Source organism: Streptomyces sp. MBT53 (assembly GCF_016654115.1).
Taxonomy (GTDB): Bacteria; Actinomycetota; Actinomycetes; order Streptomycetales; family Streptomycetaceae; genus Streptomyces.
Genome location: NZ_JAEQAZ010000004.1, coordinates 19,098 through 39,690, shown reverse-complemented (window position 1 = coordinate 39,690; position 20,593 = coordinate 19,098). Strand labels below are relative to the sequence as shown.

Genomic DNA, 20,593 nt, shown 5'->3' with positions numbered 1-20,593 from the left:
AACCGCATGAGCGACGTACCACCACACTGTCGACTTCCGTGAGGTGTCGAATCAGTGGCAGCGCACGGGGAGGCTGACCAGGAACGGTCGCGGGCGGACAGCGCGGACGCCGTCGCCGGCCGGATCGCCGACGCCGTGGACGGCCTGACGGGGCTGTGGACCTCGGCGGCGGCCGAGGCGTCGGTGCGTCTCTCGCCGCATCAACTGCGCGCCCTGCACGCTCTGGAGGCCGCACCGGGCGCGAATCTGACCATGCTGGCCGAGCGTCTCGATGCGGGACTGCCCACGGTGAGTCGGCTCTGTGACCGGCTGGAGGCGGCCGGGCTGCTGCTCAGGGACCCGGCACCGGACAACCGCCGGGAGATACGGCTGAGCCTCACCGCGCACGGCCGCGACGTGCTCGCGGAGGTCGCCGCACTCAGGTCGCGGGCGCTGACAGAAGTCGTGGGCGCGATGGAACCGGACGACCGCGTGGCCCTGGAGCGCGGCCTGCGGGCACTGGCCGCGGCGCGGTGGCGCGGTCCGGCCGCCCCGGGCGGTTGATCAGGGAGCCGCGGAATCGCGCCCGTGCCAGTCCAGGCACACCACGGCCGCGTCGGCGGTCAGGTCGGTGCTGCCGACGTGTTCGACCAGGCCCGCCACCACCGACCGCGCGACCTCCTGCGGAGCCTGCGCCGGTGCCGCGTCGAAGGCCCTGCGCAGCGAGCCCTCGCCGAACAGGGTGCCCTCCGGCGACCGGGCCCCGTGCACGCCGCTGCTCACGGCCACGAGCCGGTCTCCCGGCCGTACCGAGAAGATCTGCTCGTCGTAGGCGGTCTCCTCGAACATGCCGAGCGGGAGCTGTGTCTCCAGCTCGATCTGCCGTACCGTGTCGCCGCGCCGGAGGTACAGGCGGGGCGAGCCGGCGTCGACCGCCTGGACCGTGCCGGTCGCGAGGTCGAAGCGGAGCAGCAGGGTGGAGGCGTACGCCTTGCCGCCGAACTGGGCGTAGACCGCCTGGTCGGCCAGCCGGGCCTGGTCGGCGAGGCACAGGCCGGCGCGGCGGGCGTTGCGCAGGGCTCCGACCGTGACGCCGGTCAGCAGTGCGGCGTCGATGCCGCGGCCCATTCCGTCGGTGACCGTCAGTGTGAGGTGATCGCCGTCGGTGCTCCAGTCGAAGTTGTCGCCGCCGACGGTGTACGCGGGTTCCAGATGGGCGCCGATCTCGAACTCCGGTCGTTCGCAGCCCCGCCCCGGCAGGAGCTGCCACTGCATCTCGGCGGCCAGGGTGAGGCGCCGGGTGCGGCGGGCCAGGAGGTAGAGGTCGGTGTCGCGTTCCGCCGCGGCGATCTCGTGGCCCAGGGCGGTGGCGAACGCGGCGAGTCCGCGCACCCCGGCCGGACCGGCACCGGGGGAGGGGACGCGGGCGGAGAGGACGCCGAGGCGGTCGCCGCGCACGGAGACCGGTACGTGTACGGCGGCGGTCCCGTCGGCAGCCGGTTCGACGACCGGCGTCTGACCGGTGAAGGCCCGCCCGGCCGGGCCGTCGTACGCGGACAGTGATTCGTCGGTGCCCGGGAGCGGGTCCACCGGGCGCAGCACCCGCAGGCCGTAGTCGGCGAGGAGAAGACTGACCTCGCGGGCCCCGGCGCGGTCGCCGAGGAGACGGCGGGCCGTCGCCACCAAGGCGTTGGGCGGAGCCGACCGCAACTCGCTCTCCACGGAGGGGAACGGCTCAGAGGTGCTCACGGTGTTCACCCTTCCGGCTCAGTGTCTTCACACTAGTGCCATGCCGGTGGGGGAGGGCACGGCAGGAGACACTTCACCGCCCGCGCCAGTCCAGGCACACCACCAGGGCGTCGTCGTCGGGGGTCGGTGTGCCGCGGTGGCCGGTCAGTTCGCGCAGTACGGCTCTGGGCACCTCGGCGGCGGGCAGCAGCCTCGTACGCTGGATCGCCCGCGCCAGTGCCGCGTCCCCGTATGCCTCACCTCTGGGCGACGCGACGGCGTACACCCCGTCGCTGACGAAGAGGATCCGGTCCCCGGGCTCGATCCGGAAGTCCTGCTCGACGTAGTCGGTCTCCTCGAACATGCCCAGCGGCAACTGCGCGTCGAAGACGACCCGTTCCACCACCCCGTCGCGCAGCCGCAGCGTCTGCGGCGAACCTGCGTCCACCACCCGCGCCCGCCCGGTGGTGAGTTCGAAGTCGAACATCAACACGGACATATGGCTACGGCCCCGGTAGTGGGCGTACACCGCCTGGTCCGCGAGGGCCGCCTGATCGGCGAGGGGGATGCCCGCCCGGCGGGCGTTGCGCAGGGCGTTGACCGCCAGGTTCGTCAGCAGCGAGGCCTCGATGCCCTCGCCCATGCCGTTCGAGACGTAGAGCGTGAGGCGGTCGGCGGTGGCGGACCAGTCGAAGTTGTCGCCGTGGATCGCGTAGGCGGGCTCCAGTTGGGCGCCGAGTTCGAACTCGGCGCGGGAGCACGAGCGGCCGGGCAGCAACTGCCACTGCATCTCCGCCGCGAGGGTGAGCCGGTCCTTGCGCCTGGCCCGCAGATACAGGTCGGTGTCACGCTCGGCCACCAGCACCTCGTGTCCCAACACCTCGGCCAGCTCGGTCAGTTCGGGCAGACACCCGCGTACGTGGTCGCCGCCGGGCATGGTCACTGAGAGTACGCCGAGGCGGTCCCCGCGCACACTGATCGGAAGGTGCGCACAAACGCTGCCGTCCCCGAAGTTCCCCTCCACGAAAGGCTCTTGGGCGCCGAAGGCACGGCCGGCCGGAGTGTTGTGCAGGGAGACGGGCGGCAGGGTGTGCGGCAGGTCGGTGACGGGCTGCAGCACGGTGAGTCCGTAGTCGGCCACGAGCAGGTCGACGGAGTCCGCCGCGTATCGCCGGACCAGTTCCCGGCCGATCACGTCGGGCAGCTCGTGGGGAGCCGCGGTACGCAGCGCCCGCTCGACAGCCATGAATCTGTTCACGATCGTAGGTATGCCAATCTCTCGCTGGGAGAACGCATCGCCCGCTCCGTGCTGGGCCGTGTGGCCCCGGCGCCGCGTGTCGTCTCGTCCATCCGTGTCCGTCGCGCGTGCCTAGTAGGCTGGGGGCCGTCCCTGTGCCTGCGAGAGTGTGATCGTGACGTCCATCCACCCCCGCCCCGAACCCGACGAGGTCGCGCGCGTCACCTCTACAGCCGCGGAGCTACTGGAAGTCCTGTGGGGGCGCGCCTCGACCGCGCCCGCGTCCGCGTCGCAACTGCGGGTCCTGTTCATCCTGGAACACCACGAGGGAATCAACCTGCGCACCCTCGCCGACCACCTCGCCTCGACCCCGCCGTCGACCAGTCGGCTCTGCGACCGGCTGCAGGCCGCCGGGTTCGTCGACCGCGAAGTGAGCCCCACGGACCGGCGCGAGGTGCGCCTGTATCTCAGCGGTCTGGGGCGGGCCTTCCTGTCGGACCTGCGGGCCCGCCGGGAGGAGGCGCTGGGGGCGGTGCTGGCGCAGATGCCTGCCGCCGGGCGCAATGCGCTGCTGACCGGCCTGGAGGCGTTCTGCGCGGTGGCGTCGGCGCAGATACACGACCACGACGAGTCCTCCGGGAGCCGCACCGCCTGACCGAGCCGCCCGGTGCACGGAGTGGCCTCCGCCGACCGGGACATCCCAGATCCTTCCCCCTGGTGCGATGACACCCGCTACTTTCTTGCCTCATGGCCATAGTTGTCAAACGGCAAGTTTCGCGGGTGTCGTCGGTGGCCTGCGGGAGAGTGGACCGAACGCCCGTCGCCGTCAGCCCAGTTCGGCTCCCTTGGCGGCGGCCTCCGTCTCGGAGCTCGCGTCACCGGTGGAGAGCGCGCCGCCCGCGCTCTCCAGGTGCGCCCGTACGAACCACTGGAACTGCTCCAGGTCGCGCAGCTGCCCGATCAGCAGGTCCTCGGTGGCGGGGTCGATCTCGCCCGCCACCTTGATCGCGGCACGGACGTCCTCCACCAGCCCCGTGTAGACCACGTCGAGCGCGCCGAGGTGGGCGATGGCGTCGGCCCGGCCGATGGAGTAGTCGTCCCAGGTACGCTCGGCCACCAGCGTGCCCGGCGTGCCCGGTGCCACCCCGCCCAGCGCGGCGATGCGCTCGGCCACGTCGTCGGCCATCTCCCGCACCTGATCGACCTGCGGGTCGATCATTTCGTGCACGGCGATGAAGTGCGGCCCGACGACGTTCCAGTGCACGTGCTTCAGCGTCAGGTGGAGATCGTTCAGCGAGTGGAGCCGCAGGCGCAGCACACCGATCAGCCGGCCCGCGTCCTCGCGGCGGATGCCGGGAACGGTGTACTTGGGGGTCAGGTCCTTGATCTCCTCGGTCATGGTTCACCTCAGGTCATCGCGTGGAGCATGTCATTCCTTACCTGCTCACGGGTGCCCGCGTCCGGCGGAGTCAGACATGGCGTTCCTGCGTGACACATCACGTACGTCGGCCACGACACCCCAGGCGGGACGAGGGACCTCCGCGTGTCGGGCGTCTGCCGGGCGGTGGTGGACCGGGGTTCGCAGGTGATACAGCTCGACAGCCGGGACTGCGGCCGGTCGGCACACTTCATCGGCGCACCCGTCCCGGACTTCGCGACGCCCGTGACCGGTGACCTCTCGACGGCCGCCTGCACACCCTCCACCCGGCTGACCGCGATCGAGCACCCGGAGCGGGTCCGCTCGATCACCTCGATGATGTCCACGACCGGTGGATCCGGTGCGGGGGAGGCCGGCTCCAGGGTGTTCGCCGGGCTGAGCGCGCCTGGGCGGGACCGGGAGGCGTTCGTCGAGTGGCAGGTGCGCGCCCTGCGGCTCGCCGCGTCCCCCGGCTTCGCCTTCGACGCGCAGGCGGCGGCCGACCGCGCCGGACGCGTCTTCGACCGCGGCTACGACCCCCTCGGCGTCCAGCGGCAGGGCCTCGCGGTCGTGGCGACGGGCGACCGCACCGAACGCCTTCGGTCCCTGCGGGTACCCACGCTGGTCGTGCACGGCGCCGCCGACATCGTGTGCGACGTCAGTGGCGGCCACGCCACGGCCGCCGCCGTACCGGGCGCCGAACTGCTGATCCTCGACGGGATGGGCCACCACCTCCCGCAGGAACTCTGGCCCCAACTCGCCGCCCGCATCGGCGAGTTCCTCTAGCCCCCCTCGGCGCGGGAATTTCGTTGGACAACTCGGCGGCCGGGCGCGACCGTTGGCGGAATGCAGCAGGAGAATCTCTGGGACGCCGACACCGCCCGGCGCTACGACACTCCCGACACCGGCATGTTCGCGCCCGAGACGCTGGGGCCGACCGTGGACCGACTCGCCCAACTCGCCGGAGACGGTGCGGCACTTGAGTTCGCCGTCGGGACCGGCCGGGTCGCCGTGCCGCTCGCCGAGCGTGGAGTCCCCGTCACCGGTATCGAGTTGTCACGGCCGATGGTGGAGCGGCTGCGGACCAAGGCGGACGAGGCGACGATTCCCGTGACCATCGGCGACATGGCGACCACGGTCGTGCCCGGCGAGTACAGCCTGGTCTATCTCGTCTACAACACCATCTCGAACCTGCTCACCCAGGCCGCGCAGGTCGAGTGCTTCCGCAATGCCGCCCGCCATCTCGCACCGGGCGGCCGGTTCGTGATCGAGCTCTGGGTACCCGAGTTGCGCAAGCTGCCGCCGGGCCAGCACGCCACCGTCTGGCTGACCGACCCCGACTACATCGGTCTGGACACCTACGACGTCCTCAACCAGCACGTCGTGTCGCACCACTTCCGGTTCGACGGGGCCGGACAGGCGCGCGTCGACCTCAGCCCGCACCGCTACATCTGGCCGGCCGAACTCGACCTCATGGCCCAGTTGGCGGGCTTCGAACTGGAGTCGCGACACGCTGACTGGGACGGATCCGAGTTCACCGCCGAGTCGACTTCACATGTCTCCGTCTACCGCGTCCCGGACAAGCCCTGAGCCCTCCGCGTCCCGGCCACGCCCTGACCACTCCGGCTCACATGGGGTGCGGCCCGCCGCCGGTGACACCCGCGTCGGGGCCGTCCGTCAGCGCGATGCGCGCGGTGATGCGCTTGCCCACCGGCTCGCGCCGCGCCTCGAAGCCGCGCGCGACGGCCCGCACGATCTCCAGGCCGTGCTGGCCCACCCGGCGGGCATCGGCGGCACGGGCGACCGGCAGCACCGGATCGGAGTCCCACACCTCCACCTCGACCAGGGCACCGACGATCCGCAGATCCATCAACACCGGTCCGGGCGCGTACTTGCGGGCGTTGGTGACCAGTTCGCTGACCACCAACTGCGTGAGATCCATGGCGCGGGCCGACACCGGCAACCCGTACTCGACCCGTGCCCGGGTGAGGAACATCGCGGCCAGTCGCCGGGCCTCGGCGATGCACGAGCCGTCCCCGTCCAGTGCCACGGTGGACCGTAGGGGCAGAGTCCGTGCCCTGGCCTGCGGCGCTGTGTCGTCGTCCTCCGAAGAGTCTGGTTCCATCCGGATCGTTTCACCGCCTTCTGCGTGCCCCGCGCATACCCCGTGAGGCACCACCCACTCCGTCGATTTCCCTCGGCTCCACCGGACGCGGGCATCAACCGTACGATGCGGGGCAGCACTTCGGATGAACGTCCTGATCCGTAGCGCTCACCCACTCTTGTATGAGGACAGATGGTGGACACCGAACAAGCGGGGCAGCCGGGGCGGTTGTCGGTCAGGACCGACGTGGTGGACGGCACCGTGGTCGTGGTCGCGGCCGGAGAGATCGACCAGCAGACGGCAGGCTCGCTGAGGGAGGCGCTGGAGCTGCCGGACGGGGCCGCACCACACGTCGTCCTCGACCTGCGCGAGGTCACCTTCATGGACTCCAGCGGAATCAACGTTCTCCTCGCCGTCCACCACACACTCACCCAGGCGGACGGCTGGCTGCGACTGGCCGGGACCGCTCCTTCCGTACTGCGCATCATCCAGCTCGTCGGCATCGACGGAGTCATCGACTGCTGTCCGACGGTCGAACAGGCCCTCACGGACTGACAGTTGGGGTGGAGAAATCCGCTGTCCCGTCGGCGGAGCGCGGTGATAGACATTCGGCGTGACGACGACTCTCGAATTCCCGGATCTGCTGCGGCTGATCGACGAACGGTCGACGGCGTTCCGGGCCGCGGTCGCCGCCGCGCCCAGCCTCGATGCACAGGTGCCGACCTGTCCCGAGTGGACACTGCTCGACCTGGCGCACCACCTGGGCGACGTGCACCGCCGCTGGGCCGCCAACGTCACCGCGGGCCCCGCCGACGGCCCCACACCCCCCGCCGCCTCCGAAGCTCCCCGGGAGCGCGAGGCGCTGCTCGCCTGGTCGGCCGAGTCCACGCGCCAACTCCTCGGCGCACTGCGGGAGTTCGGCGCCGATCGCGGCTGCTGGACATGGTGGGCCGACTCGCGGTCCCCGCAGACGTCCGGCGCCGTAGCCCGACACCAGGTCCAGGAGGCCACGGTGCACACCTACGACGCCCAGATCACCGTCGGCGAGCCGCAGCCGCTGCCGGAGGAGGCGGCGTTGGACGGTGTCGAGGAGTTCCTGTTCACCTGCTGCGCGACGGCGAGCGCCTGGCCGCACGACCCCGCCACCGTCGACTACCACGCCACCGAGGGCCGATCCTGGCGCCTCGCACTCTCCGCCGCCGGCGCGCGGGCCACGCGCATTCCCGCATCCGCGGCGATTCCGGCCGACACCGCCTACGCCTCCGCCCGGGCCACGGCCGGTGAACTGGTCCTCTTCCTGTACGGCCGTATCTACGTCGACTCCCTGAAGCACGACGGCGAGCGACGGCTCTTCGACCAGCTCATCGCCTGGGACCCGGAGGCCTAAGGTCTGTCCGGCACCTTCATAGGGGCAGGGAGCGTGAGCGGGGCGGGCGGGATTGCCCTTTTCCCTGGTTGCACCACCACCGGCGGCGGGTTCCTTGCGTCGCAGTGGGACAAGAGAGTCGACCGGGGGGAGCTTTCATGATCGAACAGGCGTCCTCGAACGCCTCATCTCCGCGGGGAGCGCGCCAAGATCGTGGGCGCCCGATCGGCAACGCGGACGGCACCGGTTTCCACGTGATCGTGCCCACTGGTCCGCAAGTGCTATGTCGACACGACGGCGTCCTTCCCCGCGACCATTCGCGGCTGACGGAACGCCGCCCGGCCACCGGATCCGCTCGGCTAGGGTGACTCCGGAGGTGGTCAAGTGGCCGACAGCGCGGGTGAGTTGAGCGAGTCGCCGGAATCCACGACCGTGGTGGTGATCGGCGCGGGACCGGCCGGCATGACCGTCGCGAACCTGTTGCGGCAGAGCGGCGTCGACTGTGTCGTGCTGGAACGCCGGAGCCGCGAGTACGTGGCACAGCGCCAGCGGGCCGGCATCGTCGAGACCCGCGCCGTCCGCATGTTCGACTCCTGGGGGCTCGCCGACCGCGTCCTGGGCGGAGTCCCGCACCAGGGCATCCTGGAACTCCGCGTCGACGGCGAACCCCATCTCGTCTCGGACTACGACGGCTCCGACGGACCGACCGCCCGTCTCTGCCCCCAGCAGATGCTGGTCCAGAAACTCACCGCCGAGTACCTCGCGAACGGCGGCGACCTGCGGTTCGAGGCCGCCGACGTCTCCCTGCACGACCTGACCGGCGACCACCCCACCGTCCGCTACCGCACCGCGGACGGCGAACTCCGCACCCTCACCTGCGACTTCGTCGCGGGCTGCGACGGCGAGCACGGCGTCAGCCGCACCTCAGTCCCCGACGGGGCCCTCACGCCGTACGCCTTCGATCACGGCATCGGCTGGCTGACGGTCCTGGCCGACGCCCCGCCCCCGGCCCACCCGCTGCTGGCCGTCAGCCCGCAGGGCTTCGCCGCCCACTTCCCGCGCGGCCCCTACACCAGCCGCTACTACCTCCAGTGCCCGCCCGACGACCACCCCGACGCCTGGCCCGACGACCGCGTCTGGGACGCCCTGCGCACCCGGCTCGGCGACCCGGCCCTCGTCTCCGGCCCGATCACCGACCGCGAGATCTTCCGGCTCCGCAGCCTGGTCCACGACCCGATGCAGTACGGCAGCCTGTACCTCGTCGGCGACGCGGCCCACATCGTCTCGCCGATGGGCGGCAAGGGCATGAACCTCGCGCTCTACGACGCCGATCTCTTCGCCCGGGCCGTACGCGACGTTGTCCACGACCACGACGACACGGGCCTGCGCACCTACTCGGCGCGTTGTCTGCGCCGCGTCTGGAGCGACCAGGAGTTCTCCCACTGGATGACCGGCATGCTCCACGACGCCGGCGACGCCACCGACTCCGGCCCCTTCCGGCGCGGCCTGGCCCGCGCCCGGCTCGACCGGCTCTTCACCGCCCCCGGCGCGGCCCGCGCCTTCTCCGAACTCATGACAGGGCTGGAGTTCGGAGAAAGCGCGGGGCCGCCGCGTTGAGGTCAGCGACGGCGCAGATGCCGGGCGAAGAACCGCACCGCGCTGTCCGCCTCGAACCTGGGAAGCTCCTTGTGCGCGCCCGAGTTGACGTGCAGTGACTTCTCCTTCGAGGCGAAGGCGTCGAACAGCGCGAGACCGGACGGGCGCGGGATGTGCTCGTCGTCCCACTGGAGGGCGAACTCGATCGGAACGGTGATGCTCCGGGCCGTCTCGGCGAGGGCGTCGTCGTACCAGAAGAGGCCGAACACCGCGGCGGTGATGCGGGGTTCGGCCGCCGTCAGCGGGATGCCGATGGCGGTGCCCATGTTCAGGCCGTAGTAGCCGACGGGTCCCTCGGTGCCGATCTCCGGCAGCTCCTGGAGGGCGTCCAGGGTGGCCAGCCACTCCGGTACGGCACGCTCGGCGAGGTGACCGTTGTAGCGGACGACGATCTCGCCGACCGGTTCGCCGGCGGCCATCGCCTTCTGCATGGCGGCGATCTCCCGCTCGTCGTGCGCCGTACGCGGTCGGCCGCCGTGGCCGGGTGCGTCGATGACGGCGACGTGGAAACCGGCCTGGGCCACGAGGAGTTGGGCGCGGCCCGTCATGGCGGGGGACTTCCGGTGGTTGCCGCCGCCGTGCCCCATCAGCACCAGGGGCGCACGCTCGGCATCGGACTCCGGCGACCAGAGGGCTCCGGTGATCTCGCCCATGGTGAAGTCGTGCTGGACGACACCGTCGGACGTGGTCTCGGCGGTGAAGTGGAAGTGCGTTGAGTTCATGGCGTGTTGCCTTTCGGGAGTGCCTTGTCGTGCGGCGCTCCCGGCGACCTCTAGATCGCTGGCCCAACCGTGGAGAAGAGGGGGAGCACCCACCTGGTTACTGCGTTCATGGGTCTCACCTCCTCGCGTGCGTTCACGGCCTACGGCAAGTTAGCAGCCCCCTCGTCCGCGCGGCCACCGCATTTTGTCGAGCCGCTGCCGTATGCACGTACATCTAATGTTCTTGACATCTTCCGGGACCGGCGACGAAGGTTGAGGCGATCGCTCTCGGACGGGTGGAGGCCCCATGCGCGCACGTGACAGGGCACCTCACGGTGTCGTCCCGGGCGCGCGGCTGATCACTCGCCGGCACGTCGACTACTGCCGTACCGCCTCCGCCGTCTGTCCTTCCGTACGCCCCTGACCCACGTCGGCCCCACGGGCCGTCCGTCTCGACGCGTTCTCGGAAGGAACACCCATGTCCGGCTCCGCTCTGCGGCTCGCCCTCGAAATCGACGGCGACGGCGCCCATCCCGTCGCCTGGCGGCGCGCCACCCACTCGCCCGACCACCTGCTGAGCCCGCGCCGGGTGGCCCGTGTCGCCGCCGACGCGGAGAACGCCGGGTTCACCCTGCTCACCCTGGAGGACGGCGCGCTCCCGCCCGGCACCGGCCCGGACGTGGTCGGCCGGATCGGCGCGGTGGAACGGGCCGCGTTCGTCGCCGCGTCGACGAGCGTCGTCGGCGTCGCACCGGTCGTGCCGCTCACCTACGCCGAACCGTTCCATGTCTCCAGCCAGTTGGCGTCCCTGGACCACATCTCGCTCGGGCGTGCCGGGTGGGTGGTGAGCGAGGAGACGCGGCCCGAGGCCGCCACTGTGTGGGGGCGCCCGCTCGTCGACGGGGCCGCGGCCCGCGCCCGCGAGTCCCGTGACGGCGTCGAGGTCGTCCGCGCGCTGTGGGACTCCTGGGAGGACGACGCGGTCATCCGCTCTGTCGCCACCAGCCGCTACCTCGACCGCGAGCGGCTGCACTACGTCGACTTCACCGGCGACACCTACACGGTCAAGGGCCCGGCGATCGTGCCACGTCCGCCGCAAGGCCAGCTCGTCGTCCTCGGCGACCCCGGCCGTGTGCCCGCCGGGCAGCTCGACGTCGCCCTCGTCGAGGGCCGCGACCTCGCCGCCGTCACCTCCGGCGCGGCCACCGCCGGAACGCCCCTCGCCTTCGCCGAGATCGAGGTCGCCCTCGACACCGCCCACGCCACCGCCGAGGAACGCGTCGCCGACCTCGAACGCCACGCGCCCTGGCCCGACCGGGGACGCCTGCGCCACATCGGCTCGGCCGCCGGACTCGCCCTGCTGCTGGGGGAGTTGAGGGGAGTGGTGGACGGAGTGCGGCTGCACCCGCTGGTGCTGGACGAGGACCTCCCCGAACTCTCCCGGCTGGTCCTGCCCCACCTCTTCGAACGACGGCACGCCCTACGGCCCCTGCCCGCCGCGACCCTGCGCACTCACCTGGGCCTCGACCGGCCCGCGAACCGGTACGCCGCCGCGGCCGTCCAGGAGGAAGCCCGATGACCCGCACCGACCCCCTCGACGTGCCCCGCCCGGACGCCCGGCTCCACCTCGGGGTCTTCTTCCAGGGCGTCAACCACTGGACCGTCTGGTCGGATCCGGCCAGCGGCTCCCAGATCGACCCCGCCAACTTCCGGCGCGTCGCCCAGACCGCCGAACGCGGCCTGTTCGACGCGTTCTTCCTGGGGGAGGGGCTGCGGCTGCGCGAGGTCGACGGACAGATCCACGACCTCGACGTCGCCGGACGGCCCGACGCCATCACCCAACTCGCCGCGCTGGCCGCCGTCACCGACCGGATCGGCCTGGTCAGCACCTCCAACACCACCTTCAACGAACCCGCCGACCTCGCCCGCCGCCTCTCCGGCCTCGACCTGCTCTCCGAGGGCCGCGCCGGCTGGAACGTGGTGACCACCGACAACGCCTGGACCGGCGCCAACTTCCGCCGCGGCGGCTACCTCGACCACGCCGACCGCTACCGGCGCGCCGAGGAGTTCCTCACCGTCGCCCGCGCCCTCTGGGACGGCTGGACGGACGCGGCCGTCTCCGACTCGGCCGACGGACCGGCCTGGTCGGTACCCGGCGCCGTACGCCAAGTCCGCCACCGGGGACCGCAGTTCGACGTCGACCTGGTACCCACCCTGCCGCGCAGCGCCCAGGGGCATCCGGTGATCTTCCAGGCCGGGGACTCCGGCGAGGGCCGTGACTTCGCCGCCCGCAACGCCGACGTCATCTTCTCCGCGCACGGCAACGACTTCGACGACGCGCTCGCCTTCGCCGACGACCTGCGCAGCCGGCTGCGGGCCGCCGGCCGCCCCGAGGACGATCTGCGCATCCTCCCGGGCACCGAGATCATCATCGGCGCCACGGAGGAGGAGGCCCTGGAGAAGAAGCGCTGGATCCGCCTCCAACAGGTCACCCCGGCAACGGCGTTGGGCATCGCCGGACTTCTGTGGGGCATCGATCTCTCCGGCCGCGACGCCGACGGGCCGCTGCCCAAGGAGGACCCGGTCGTCGCCGAGAACGACGGCTCCTTCGGCGCACGGCGGATCGCCGATCCGCGCCAAGTCGTCACGGAATGGCGGGAGAAGGCCGACGCGAACCGCTGGTCGCTGCGCGAGACCGTCATCGCGCTCGGCCCCCAGCGCGGCCATGTCGGCACCCCGGAGGGACTGGCGGACAAGTTCGCCCACTACGTCCGGCACGGCGCCGTCGACGGCTTCAACGTCACGCCGTATCTGATCCCCGACGGCCTGGACGACATCGTCGACCTCCTCGTCCCCGCACTCCAGGAACGCGGCGTCTACCGCACCGAGTACACCGGCACGACCCTCCGCGAACACCTGGCCCTGCGCGAACCGCTCACGCAGCGCGCGCAGTTGGGCTGACCCCTGGCTGCGGTGGACACCGTCCCCCTGGGCACGGTGTCCACCGCAGGGGTGTGTCAGCGGTCCAGCAGCCGCAGACCGAGGGGAGTCGCCGAGTGCCGTACGAACTGGCCGTCCCGGTGACTGGCGATCAGACCACCGTCGCGCAGCACACCGAGCTGGTAACTGGCGCTGGGTAACGCGATGTTGGCCGCCGAAGCCACCTCGGACGTCGTCCGCGGACCATGACCGGCCAGATGCGCCAGTACGGCCGTCCGGGTACGGCCGAGCAGTCGCTCCAGCCCGTCCTTGCTCGCGCGGACGATCTCCAGGGGCTGCTTGGCGACCGGGTAGACGAGCACGGGCCCGAGCGTGGGGTCCGCGAGACCGGTGGGCCTGCGCCAGCAGAAGTAGGACGGGACGAGCAGCAGGCCCCGCCCCTCCAGGTGCAGTTCGCGGTCGACGGGATAGTCCACCTCCAGCACGGGAGGGCGCCAACGGGCGTGCGGGCGCAGGCTGTTGAGGAGGGCGGAGGTGCCGCCGTCGAGGAGTGCGCGGGAGCGCAGTTCGACATCGTCGACGACCGCTGCCCGGACCCGGGGCCAGTACGGTTCGAGCAGTGTCTCGCAGGACAGTTCCAGGGCTCGCGTCAACGCCCCCAGGGCCCTGGTCCCCGGGCGGTCGAGGGCGGAGACCCACGAGGGCAGCGGACGGGACTCGGCGAGCCGGGACAGCTCGCGGGTCAACCGGGCGCGGGAGGTGGCCCGTACCTCGTCGAGGCCGTCGGCCAGACCACCGGCCGGGACGGACGGGGTGAGGAAGTCGGGGATGTATCCCACCGGAGGAATCAGCGTCCGCAACGGCACCAGGGCGCGCCCGGCCCGCGGGTCCCTGGCCAGCCCGTCGCGCACGGAGCGGCGCCAGTGCCCGAATTCGAGCGCCCCCTGCCGGCTGTCCAACCGGCAGACACCACACACGAGTTCCCACAGCGTATGGGGCTGGCGGGCGACCCGGATGCTCTGCAGGTCCCGCGAGGTGAAGTGGATTCGGAGCATGCGACCTCATTCCCGCGCGTGGTCAGTGCGCGTGATCGGTGGGGGGTCGGGGCCGCACAAAAACGGCGCGCCTCTCATGGTGACGACTGAGAGGCGCACTTGGTTGTCGGGCGGGGGCTCAGACCCCGCCCCGCTCCCGCGGAATCTTCTGCCCCGCTTCGATGGCGACCGGCAGACGGTTCTCCGCCGGCGGCAGCGGGCAGGTGGCCAGGTCGGTGTAGGCGCAGGGGAGGTTGGCCGCGCGGTTGAAGTCCAGGACGACCGTGCCGTCGGCGGCGGGCGGGGTGAGCGCGAGGGCCCGGTTCGCGGCGTAGGTGGTCACTCCGGAGGTGGCGTCCGTGAAGAGGACGAGCAGCGAGCCGGGCCCGCGCCCGGGGAACGCGGTCAGGGCCAGCGGATGTCCGTCCAGTTCGAAATCGACCCGGCCTGGAGCGTCGTACACGTGCTCCAGGCCCTCGACCGCCGCGCCCACGGTCGTCGGACGCGGTGTCTCGAAGGCCGTGTACCGTCCCCGGACCACCCAGCGCGGATCGGGTGCGTAGGCGGGGGTACCGGCGAAGGCGGTGCGCAGCGGCGCGTCCGGGTGCCGGGGCCGGACGATGTCGTGCCCGCCGCGCCTGGCCACCTCGATCACGGCGTCACCCCACACCGCGTCGACACCGCCCCGCTCGGGGAGCACGCCGAACCGGTGCTCACCCCGCACGGGCGTGCCCGCCACGACGAGTTCCTCACCCTCGTCGAGGGCTACGGCGACTCCCTCGGCGTCGGTCCACCAGGCACCCGGCGCGTCAGGGAAGCGCTGCGGCCGGTCGTCGAGCCAGTGCAGTCCGGTGATCGCCAGGAATCCGTGCGGGGCGGCGAGCCGTTCCTCCTGACCGCGGTACCACTCCAGCCATTCCTGGGCGAAGGCCTGCAGATCCGTCGTAGTGACGTCAACGGTCACGATCACTCCTTCGTCGCACGAGGCAAGGCCTCGAAACGGGGTCCTACCAGTGCCAACCCCGGCCGCCCGGCGGGGGATTCCGGCCGTGTGTGACAGCTTCGTGTCGGGATGGAGCGCGACCCGGTCGGTCAGTGGGCGTTGTCGGTGGCGAAGTCGGGGAGTTCGGTGGACAGCAGTTGTTCGGCGCCGTGGTCGAGGAGTCGCTGCATCTCGGTGGAGCGGGGCAGCAGTGTCTTCTCGTAGGCGTGGAGGGCGTCGTCGACGGTGTCGTGGTGCGCGAGGGCGAGGGCCAGTTCGCAGGCGTCGAGCATGGCGAGGTTGACGCCGACGCCGAGCGGGGGCATGAGGTGGGCGGCGTCGCCGAGCAGGGTGACGGTGGGGTTGTGGTCCCAGGTGTGCGGGACGGGCAGGGCGTTGATGGGGCGGTCGACGTAGCGGCCGTCGTTGTCGCTGATCAGCCGGCGCAGGGCCGGTGACCAGTCGCGGAACCGCTCCAGCAGCAGCGCCCGGATGCGGTCGGTGTCCTCGATGGTCAGGCCGCTCGCGGTGATCCAGTCGGCGGGGACGCGCTGGATGACGTAGACGCGGATGTGGTCGCCGCTGCTGCGCTGGGCGAACAGGGCGCGGTCGCCGTCGGCCGCGGCGGCGCTGCCCCGGCCGACGAGGTCGGCGATGTCGGGGTGCCGGTTCTCGACGTCGTGGAACCAGGCTTCGAGGAAGCTGACACCGGTGTACTCGGGGGTGGCGGGGGAGAGGGCGCGGCGGACCTTGGACCACGCGCCGTCCGCGCCGATGACGAGGTCGGCCTCGACGGTGGTGCCGTCGGTGAAGCGCAGCCGCCGGGGCCCGTCGTCGGGGCCGTCGACGGACTGGAGGGTGTGGCCCCAGCGCACTGTTCCGGGCCGAAGCGAATCGAGGAGCAGCTCCCGCAGTTGGCCGCGGTCGATCTCCGGCTTGAATCGGTCGCCCTCTTCGGCGGTGTGGCGGAAGAGGAGCGTGCCCCGCGGGTCCAGCTGTCGCATCTCCTGCCCCTCGGGGCGGGCGAGCTCGAAGAACTCCTCCAGCAGTCCGGCTTCGCGCAGGGCGATCTGGCCGTTGTCCTCGTGCAGATCGAGGGTGCCGCCCTGGTCACGGAGGTCGGGACCTGACTCGTGGTCGTGGACGGTGGCGGTGATGCCGTGCAGTTGAAGGATGCGGGCGCAGGTCAGGCCGCCGGGACCGGCGCCGATGATCGCGATATGGGGGGTGGGGGTGGTGTTCATGGTGGTGCTCCGTTCGGGTCGCGCGCTGCTGTGCCGAGGCGCGCAGGGGTATGGGCGGTCAGCCGGCTGAGGTGGCGGGGGCGGACAGGGTCGCGCCGGTCAGGAAGTTGTGGTTACGGGGGAGGTGGCCGGGCGATGCCTCGCGGCCACGGCTCCAGAAAAGCACAGCAACTCAATAAGTGCAACGAGTCAACTTTTGAAGTCGGTCCACCGCGAGGGGTAGGATGGCGGTCATGACCGAGACCCGGAGCGCGCCCGTCCCGGTGGGACGCCGCGAACGCAAGAAGGCCGCCACCCGCCAGGCCATCGCCGACGCCGCACTGCGCCTCTTCCTGGAGCGCGGGTACGACGACGTCGGCATCCGCGAGATCGCGGACGCCGCCGACGTCTCCACGACGACCCTCTTCAAGCACTTCCCCGTCAAGGAAGCCCTGGTCTTCGACGAGGACGCCGACCAGGAGGCCCGACTGCTCGCCGCCGTACGCGAACGCCCCGACGGCCAGTCGATCCCGGCCGCGCTGCGCGACCACGCACTGCGCCACCGCAGGGCCGCGGCCGACGCGGACCCCCGCTTCACCGCCTTTTTCGAGTTGATCGACGGCACCCCGGCCCTGCGCGACTACCTCCAGGGCATGTGGCTGCGCCACAGTGCCGCCCTGGCTCAGGTCATCGCCGAAGAGAGCGGCCTTCCCTCCGGCGACCCCGCCTGCGCCGCCCTGGCCCACTTCGCCCTCGAAGCCCCCCGCGCCTCCCGGGGGCACCCCGACACCGACGAGGCCATCACCCGCGCCTTCGACCTGCTCGACAACGGCTGGCAGGCGCTCGCCCGCCCCTGAATCAGGCCTGCTCGCTCACGAACTGCTCGACGTTCAGGCCGGTGAGTGAGTCCAACTCGTCCAACTCCTGGGCGGCTGCCACGAGTTGATCGTATTCGGCCCGGTGGACGGGGAGACGGAAGCACACGATCACGTGCGCCAGATCGTCGATGGCCATGTCGGTCTCGCCGTTCTCGATCAGATCGATGACGGTGGCCAGTGATCTCGTGGGTCGCGCGTCGATGCCCGCTCGACGCGTGAGGCTCTGGACGACCGAACGGATCAGCGCCTCGGGCGAGTTGGGCAGTTCGATACGCGGGGGCAGTTCTCTCCGTCTGCGAAATCGCATGTCAGCCGACCTCGTTGAGCTTTCCGGTGGCCACGTCGAAGACGAAGCCCCGGATGCTCTCCTTGTGCACGACGAAGGGGTCGGCCTTGATGCGCGCGATCGACTGCCGTACGTCTGCGTCCAGTTCGCCGAACGCCTCCGCCGCCCAGGACGGACGGAGGCCGGTGTCCTCCTCGATCGAGGCCTTGAACGCGTCGTCGGTGAAGGTCAGCATGCCGCAGTCGGTGTGGTGGATGAGGATGATCTCCTCGGTGCCGAGGAGGCGTTGGCTGATGGCGAGGGAACGGATCTCGTCCGGTGTGATCACACCGCCCGCGTTGCGGATGACGTGTGCCTCGCCCTCCTTCAGGCCGAGGATCGCGTACACGTTGAGCCGCGCGTCCATGCAGGCCACGACGGCGAGGTGCCTGGCGGGAGGCAGGGGGAGGGGACCCTCGAAGGTCTCCGCGTATCGGGCGTTGTTGGCCAGCAGTTCATCGGTCACGGACATGGTGGACCTCGGTTCTCGTGTGTTCTCAGGGGTGTTGTGCGGGAGCGGTGTTCGGGACCGGCGCACAGCAACAGAACACATCGAAGACGTAGGCACGACGCGAGGGCCAGAAGCCCGTCAGCGTGGCGGCGAAGGTCGGCACCCGACCAGTGAACCTTCCACCGTCGCCGACTGGCAAGGAAACGCGTGTTCGGCTCCGACCGGTCGCCGTCGCCCGCGCGCCGCACCACACTGTCACCGAGGCGAACCGGACCGAAGGAGAAACGGTCATGAGCACCTTCCCCACCGCGCGCGACGTCAGGACCACACCCGAAGGACTGCTGTGGGAACCGAGCCGACGCTGGGTCCGCGGCCTCAAGGGCGATGTCACCGTCGTCGACAGCAGGCACCCCGTCCTCGTCTGGGAGCCCGGAGTTCCGGTACCCCTCTACGCCTTCCCGCACCACGAGGTCCGCGAGGACCTGCTCCGCCCCGCGAAGAACCCCCCGACCGGCACCCACACCGGCTCACACGTCTTCTACGACCTCGAAATCGACGGCCGGTCGGTGGAGAACGCGGCCTGGACCTTCCCCGCCGAGGATCTGGCCGGGCACATCGCCTTCGAATGGTTCCGGCGGGTCGGGCGCGGCCTCGACCACTGGTACGAGGAGGAGGAAGAGATCTTCATCCACCCCCGCGACCCGCACAAACGCGTCGACGCCCTCCCCGGCAGCCGTCACGTCCGGGTCGGGATCGACGGCACGGTCGTCGCCGACACCCACCGACCGGTCCTCCTCTTCGAGACCGGCCTGCCGACCCGGTACTACATCCCGCGCGAGGACGTCCGCTTGGACCTCTTCGAACCGACCGACCACAGCACGGGATGCCCCTACAAGGGAACCGCCACGTACTGGTCGTGGCGCGGCGGGTCCGGCGGTCCAGGTGTCCCGCCGAACATCGTCTGGAGCTATCCGGAGCCGCTCCCCGCCGTGGGCGGCATCAAAGACCTGCTCGCCTTCTACAACGAGGCGGTCGACATCACCGTGGACGGCGAAACCCTGGAACGCCCCGTCACTCCCTTCACCGAGACGCTTTCGGGGCGGCCCTCGACCGGGCCGTCCGCGAGCAGTGGCGCCGTCAACAACCCTGACACCACTGCTCGTTGAGCACGACGGCGGTCGTCGACCCTACTTGGGTGACCGGTTCGCCTCAGCCGGCACCCGGTCGTCGGGAAGGACGAGCTGCCTGCCGAACCTCCGTGCGGCGAGGAGCGCGAGCAGGGCCGTGAGTGCCGCCAGTGCGGCGAGGGCGGCCAACAGCCCCGCCGACCAGGGCGGCACGGCGGTGATCCGCAGCGCCTGGGACAGCCGCGTGGAGTGGAACCGTCCGTCGAACAGCTGGATCGCCGCCAACGCGGCCGGTACCACCGTGGACACGGCGAGCACGGGCAGCCCGCCGTGGAGAACCAGCGCCGCTGCCAGCAGGACGCACAGGATCGAGACCCCGAGCGCGAAACCGTAGGCGGCACCCGAGGCCCCGTCCCGGTGCAGCGGGAAATAGGACAGCCCGCACAGCAGGAGCGCCGCCGCCGCGAACAGCCGCGGCCAGACCGGGAGTTCGGCGCGCCGAGCCGGCGTAGGCGAAGGCCGTGGACGTCGTCGGCGTGCCGGACGGTCGCCCGGGTGCTCCGGCTCGTGCGCGCTTGCCGGGACCGGTCCGGTCGTCTCCGACCTGACGTCGGCCGGGACGGTGGACCGAACCGCCGCCGTTCCCGAGGCCTGGAGGGGTGGGTCCTGTTCCTCGGCCAGGCGGCCGATCAACTGGACGAGTTCCTCGACGGGCCGGCCGGCCGCGGCCCGTACCGCCTCCTCGCCGCAGTGCGGTTCCAGCGGAGCCCGGTGCAACAGGGCCATCAGGCGGGTGACTTCCTCCACCGGTCGGCCTTCGGCCGCCGCGCGGATCGTCTCGTCGGCGGAGTCGCGATTGCGCGGTGGCTGCGTCAGCAGCGTCACGAGGCGCGTCACGTCCTCCACGGACCGGTCGACACCGATCGCCCGCAGGGCGTCGACGGTGGCCTGCGCGTACTTCGGGGACTGCTCCAGCAACGTGATGAGCTGGAGAACCTCCTCCAGCGGTCGGTCGGTTACCGCGGCATGCACCAGGCTGTGCATCGGATCGACGTACTCACCCTCGGTGTTGTCGTGAGGTATGTCGTGTTGGTCCGGGCTGGGCGGGAAAGAGCGGGTGGTCATGCTCGGCTCCATGAAGAGGGTGATGCTGCTATCGCCCCCCGAAGCGCGATGAACAAGCTGATCCTGTCCAGTAGTAGGCGCCCGCCGTCCGCGCCGCCACGCGGATGGGCCACTCGTGTGACGTACGCAGGTCGTACCTCCCGGCACAGGCCTGATTGACGGTCCGGAGAGCCGCGCCGTACTCTCCCCCTGTAGTGATGGCATAAGGAAGCTGGTGGAATTCCAGCACGGTCGCGCCACTGTGAGCCCGCCGCCGGAAGGTGGTGGGCGAGTCAGACACTGAACCCTCACTCGCCCGTACACGCAAGGGACGCACGATC

22 protein-coding genes and 1 riboswitch are annotated in these 20,593 nt (G+C 71.2%); of the genes, 11 read left to right on the top strand and 11 right to left on the bottom strand.

Translation table 11 applies throughout. The features are described 5' to 3' along the window. Positions 1-54 precede the first annotated feature (54 nt). The gene (locus JHN45_RS02695; RefSeq protein WP_201047824.1) at positions 55-543 is read left to right on the top strand and encodes a MarR family transcriptional regulator; all 489 of its coding nucleotides are present in this window, start codon (positions 55-57) and stop codon (positions 541-543) included. Here the strand turns inward: JHN45_RS02695 and JHN45_RS02690 are convergent, their stop codons facing one another. Both JHN45_RS02690 and JHN45_RS02685 read right to left on the bottom strand, forming a co-directional pair. Continuing rightward, on the bottom strand, positions 544-1,737 hold the full coding sequence (locus JHN45_RS02690) for a PP2C family protein-serine/threonine phosphatase (RefSeq protein WP_201047823.1): 1,194 nt from the start codon (positions 1,735-1,737) through the stop codon (positions 544-546). It abuts the gene before it with no gap. Positions 1,738-1,801: 64 nt separating this feature from the next. Further along, positions 1,802-2,953 (bottom strand): PP2C family protein-serine/threonine phosphatase, encoded by a 1,152-nt coding sequence (locus tag JHN45_RS02685; protein WP_201047822.1) that lies wholly within the window; start codon positions 2,951-2,953, stop codon positions 1,802-1,804. A gap of 160 nt (positions 2,954-3,113) precedes the next feature. On the opposite strand from JHN45_RS02685, the gene JHN45_RS02680 reads away from it, so the two are divergent. Then, positions 3,114-3,599 carry a MarR family transcriptional regulator gene (locus JHN45_RS02680; RefSeq protein WP_201047821.1) on the top strand — a complete coding sequence of 162 codons (486 nt, stop codon included), beginning with the start codon at positions 3,114-3,116 and terminating at the stop codon, positions 3,597-3,599. A 171-nt stretch (positions 3,600-3,770) separates the two neighbouring features. On the opposite strand, the gene JHN45_RS02675 is transcribed toward JHN45_RS02680, so the two are convergent. Continuing rightward, complete coding sequence (locus JHN45_RS02675) at positions 3,771-4,343, bottom strand: Dps family protein (protein WP_201047820.1); 573 nt, start codon at positions 4,341-4,343, stop codon at positions 3,771-3,773. Between the two features lie 144 nt (positions 4,344-4,487). Between JHN45_RS02675 and JHN45_RS02670 the strand changes: the two genes are divergently transcribed. Beyond that, on the top strand, positions 4,488-5,147 hold the full coding sequence (locus JHN45_RS02670; protein WP_201047819.1) for an alpha/beta fold hydrolase: 660 nt from the start codon (positions 4,488-4,490) through the stop codon (positions 5,145-5,147). A gap of 60 nt (positions 5,148-5,207) precedes the next feature. Further along, a complete protein-coding gene (locus tag JHN45_RS02665) occupies positions 5,208-5,951 on the top strand; it encodes a class I SAM-dependent methyltransferase (protein ID WP_201047818.1) in 744 nt (247 codons plus the stop codon). Between the two features lie 37 nt (positions 5,952-5,988). Here JHN45_RS02665 and JHN45_RS02660 read toward each other — a convergent pair whose 3' ends face one another. Continuing rightward, positions 5,989-6,486 (bottom strand): ATP-binding protein, encoded by a 498-nt coding sequence (locus JHN45_RS02660; RefSeq protein WP_201047817.1) that lies wholly within the window; start codon positions 6,484-6,486, stop codon positions 5,989-5,991. Between the two features lie 171 nt (positions 6,487-6,657). Here JHN45_RS02660 and JHN45_RS02655 point away from each other — a divergent pair, with 171 nt between their 5' ends. From JHN45_RS02655 to JHN45_RS02645, 3 genes are all read left to right on the top strand, one after another. Next, entirely contained in the window at positions 6,658-7,020 is a 363-nt protein-coding gene (locus tag JHN45_RS02655; protein WP_201047816.1) for an STAS domain-containing protein, read from the top strand. A 58-nt stretch (positions 7,021-7,078) separates the two neighbouring features. Next, positions 7,079-7,852, top strand: a complete 774-nt coding sequence (locus JHN45_RS02650; RefSeq protein WP_201047815.1) for a maleylpyruvate isomerase family mycothiol-dependent enzyme — start codon at positions 7,079-7,081, stop codon at positions 7,850-7,852. 363 nt (positions 7,853-8,215) lie between these two features. Next, positions 8,216-9,448: a 4-hydroxybenzoate 3-monooxygenase gene (locus JHN45_RS02645; RefSeq protein WP_201047814.1), complete on the top strand. Its 1,233-nt coding sequence runs from the start codon at positions 8,216-8,218 to the stop codon at positions 9,446-9,448. Between the two features lie 2 nt (positions 9,449-9,450). Here the strand turns inward: JHN45_RS02645 and JHN45_RS02640 are convergent, their stop codons facing one another. Continuing rightward, positions 9,451-10,209: an alpha/beta hydrolase gene (locus JHN45_RS02640; RefSeq protein WP_201047813.1), complete on the bottom strand. Its 759-nt coding sequence runs from the start codon at positions 10,207-10,209 to the stop codon at positions 9,451-9,453. A 457-nt stretch (positions 10,210-10,666) separates the two neighbouring features. On the opposite strand from JHN45_RS02640, the gene JHN45_RS02635 reads away from it, so the two are divergent. Then, complete coding sequence (locus JHN45_RS02635) at positions 10,667-11,767, top strand: LLM class flavin-dependent oxidoreductase (RefSeq protein WP_201047812.1); 1,101 nt, start codon at positions 10,667-10,669, stop codon at positions 11,765-11,767. After that, positions 11,764-13,149 carry an NtaA/DmoA family FMN-dependent monooxygenase gene (locus tag JHN45_RS02630; RefSeq protein ID WP_201047811.1) on the top strand — a complete coding sequence of 462 codons (1,386 nt, stop codon included), beginning with the start codon at positions 11,764-11,766 and terminating at the stop codon, positions 13,147-13,149. Before JHN45_RS02635 ends, JHN45_RS02630 begins: the two co-directional genes overlap by 4 nt. A 56-nt stretch (positions 13,150-13,205) precedes the next feature. Here JHN45_RS02630 and JHN45_RS02625 read toward each other — a convergent pair whose 3' ends face one another. The 3 genes from JHN45_RS02625 to JHN45_RS02615 all read right to left on the bottom strand — a co-directional run bounded on the left by JHN45_RS02625 (position 13,206) and on the right by JHN45_RS02615 (position 16,388). Next, positions 13,206-14,183, bottom strand: coding sequence for a winged helix-turn-helix domain-containing protein (locus tag JHN45_RS02625; RefSeq protein WP_201047810.1), 978 nt, complete (start codon positions 14,181-14,183; stop codon positions 13,206-13,208). Between the two features lie 118 nt (positions 14,184-14,301). Further along, positions 14,302-15,126, bottom strand: coding sequence for a DUF1684 domain-containing protein (locus JHN45_RS02620; RefSeq protein WP_201047809.1), 825 nt, complete (start codon positions 15,124-15,126; stop codon positions 14,302-14,304). A 128-nt stretch (positions 15,127-15,254) separates the two neighbouring features. After that, complete coding sequence (locus tag JHN45_RS02615; RefSeq protein WP_201047808.1) at positions 15,255-16,388, bottom strand: NAD(P)/FAD-dependent oxidoreductase; 1,134 nt, start codon at positions 16,386-16,388, stop codon at positions 15,255-15,257. 233 nt (positions 16,389-16,621) lie between these two features. Here JHN45_RS02615 and JHN45_RS02610 point away from each other — a divergent pair, with 233 nt between their 5' ends. After that, on the top strand, positions 16,622-17,224 hold the full coding sequence (locus JHN45_RS02610) for a TetR/AcrR family transcriptional regulator (protein ID WP_201047807.1): 603 nt from the start codon (positions 16,622-16,624) through the stop codon (positions 17,222-17,224). 1 nt (position 17,225) lies between these two features. Here JHN45_RS02610 and JHN45_RS02605 read toward each other — a convergent pair whose 3' ends face one another. Then, positions 17,226-17,552, bottom strand: a complete 327-nt coding sequence (locus tag JHN45_RS02605) for a hypothetical protein (RefSeq protein ID WP_200708475.1) — start codon at positions 17,550-17,552, stop codon at positions 17,226-17,228. 1 nt (position 17,553) lies between these two features. Further along, the gene (locus JHN45_RS02600) at positions 17,554-18,042 is read right to left on the bottom strand and encodes a carbonic anhydrase (protein ID WP_201047806.1); all 489 of its coding nucleotides are present in this window, start codon (positions 18,040-18,042) and stop codon (positions 17,554-17,556) included. A gap of 269 nt (positions 18,043-18,311) precedes the next feature. On the opposite strand from JHN45_RS02600, the gene JHN45_RS02595 reads away from it, so the two are divergent. Beyond that, positions 18,312-19,187 carry a DUF427 domain-containing protein gene (locus JHN45_RS02595; RefSeq protein WP_201047805.1) on the top strand — a complete coding sequence of 292 codons (876 nt, stop codon included), beginning with the start codon at positions 18,312-18,314 and terminating at the stop codon, positions 19,185-19,187. Between the two features lie 21 nt (positions 19,188-19,208). Here the strand turns inward: JHN45_RS02595 and JHN45_RS02590 are convergent, their stop codons facing one another. Then, positions 19,209-20,273, bottom strand: a complete 1,065-nt coding sequence (locus tag JHN45_RS02590; protein ID WP_201047804.1) for a hypothetical protein — start codon at positions 20,271-20,273, stop codon at positions 19,209-19,211. A 206-nt stretch (positions 20,274-20,479) separates the two neighbouring features. Then, positions 20,480-20,553: riboswitch (cobalamin riboswitch) on the top strand. Positions 20,554-20,593: the final 40 nt, after the last annotated feature.

What these genes read in the sequence shown, in the direction of transcription:
- JHN45_RS02685 (WP_201047822.1), bottom strand. Translation starts at nt 2,953, where the DNA reads ATGGCTGTCGAGCGGGCGCTGCGTACCGCGGCTCCCCACGAGCTGCCC.
- JHN45_RS02675 (WP_201047820.1), bottom strand. Translation starts at nt 4,343, where the DNA reads ATGACCGAGGAGATCAAGGACCTGACCCCCAAGTACACCGTTCCCGGC.
- JHN45_RS02665 (WP_201047818.1), top strand. Translation starts at nt 5,208, where the DNA reads ATGCAGCAGGAGAATCTCTGGGACGCCGACACCGCCCGGCGCTACGAC.
- JHN45_RS02660 (WP_201047817.1), bottom strand. Translation starts at nt 6,486, where the DNA reads ATGGAACCAGACTCTTCGGAGGACGACGACACAGCGCCGCAGGCCAGG.
- JHN45_RS02655 (WP_201047816.1), top strand. Translation starts at nt 6,658, where the DNA reads ATGGTGGACACCGAACAAGCGGGGCAGCCGGGGCGGTTGTCGGTCAGG.
- JHN45_RS02640 (WP_201047813.1), bottom strand. Translation starts at nt 10,209, where the DNA reads ATGAACTCAACGCACTTCCACTTCACCGCCGAGACCACGTCCGACGGT.
- JHN45_RS02635 (WP_201047812.1), top strand. Translation starts at nt 10,667, where the DNA reads ATGTCCGGCTCCGCTCTGCGGCTCGCCCTCGAAATCGACGGCGACGGC.
- JHN45_RS02630 (WP_201047811.1), top strand. Translation starts at nt 11,764, where the DNA reads ATGACCCGCACCGACCCCCTCGACGTGCCCCGCCCGGACGCCCGGCTC.
- JHN45_RS02625 (WP_201047810.1), bottom strand. Translation starts at nt 14,183, where the DNA reads ATGCTCCGAATCCACTTCACCTCGCGGGACCTGCAGAGCATCCGGGTC.
- JHN45_RS02615 (WP_201047808.1), bottom strand. Translation starts at nt 16,388, where the DNA reads ATGAACACCACCCCCACCCCCCATATCGCGATCATCGGCGCCGGTCCC.
- JHN45_RS02610 (WP_201047807.1), top strand. Translation starts at nt 16,622, where the DNA reads ATGACCGAGACCCGGAGCGCGCCCGTCCCGGTGGGACGCCGCGAACGC.
- JHN45_RS02605 (WP_200708475.1), bottom strand. Translation starts at nt 17,552, where the DNA reads ATGCGATTTCGCAGACGGAGAGAACTGCCCCCGCGTATCGAACTGCCC.
- JHN45_RS02600 (WP_201047806.1), bottom strand. Translation starts at nt 18,042, where the DNA reads ATGTCCGTGACCGATGAACTGCTGGCCAACAACGCCCGATACGCGGAG.
- JHN45_RS02595 (WP_201047805.1), top strand. Translation starts at nt 18,312, where the DNA reads ATGAGCACCTTCCCCACCGCGCGCGACGTCAGGACCACACCCGAAGGA.
- JHN45_RS02590 (WP_201047804.1), bottom strand. Translation starts at nt 20,273, where the DNA reads ATGACCACCCGCTCTTTCCCGCCCAGCCCGGACCAACACGACATACCT.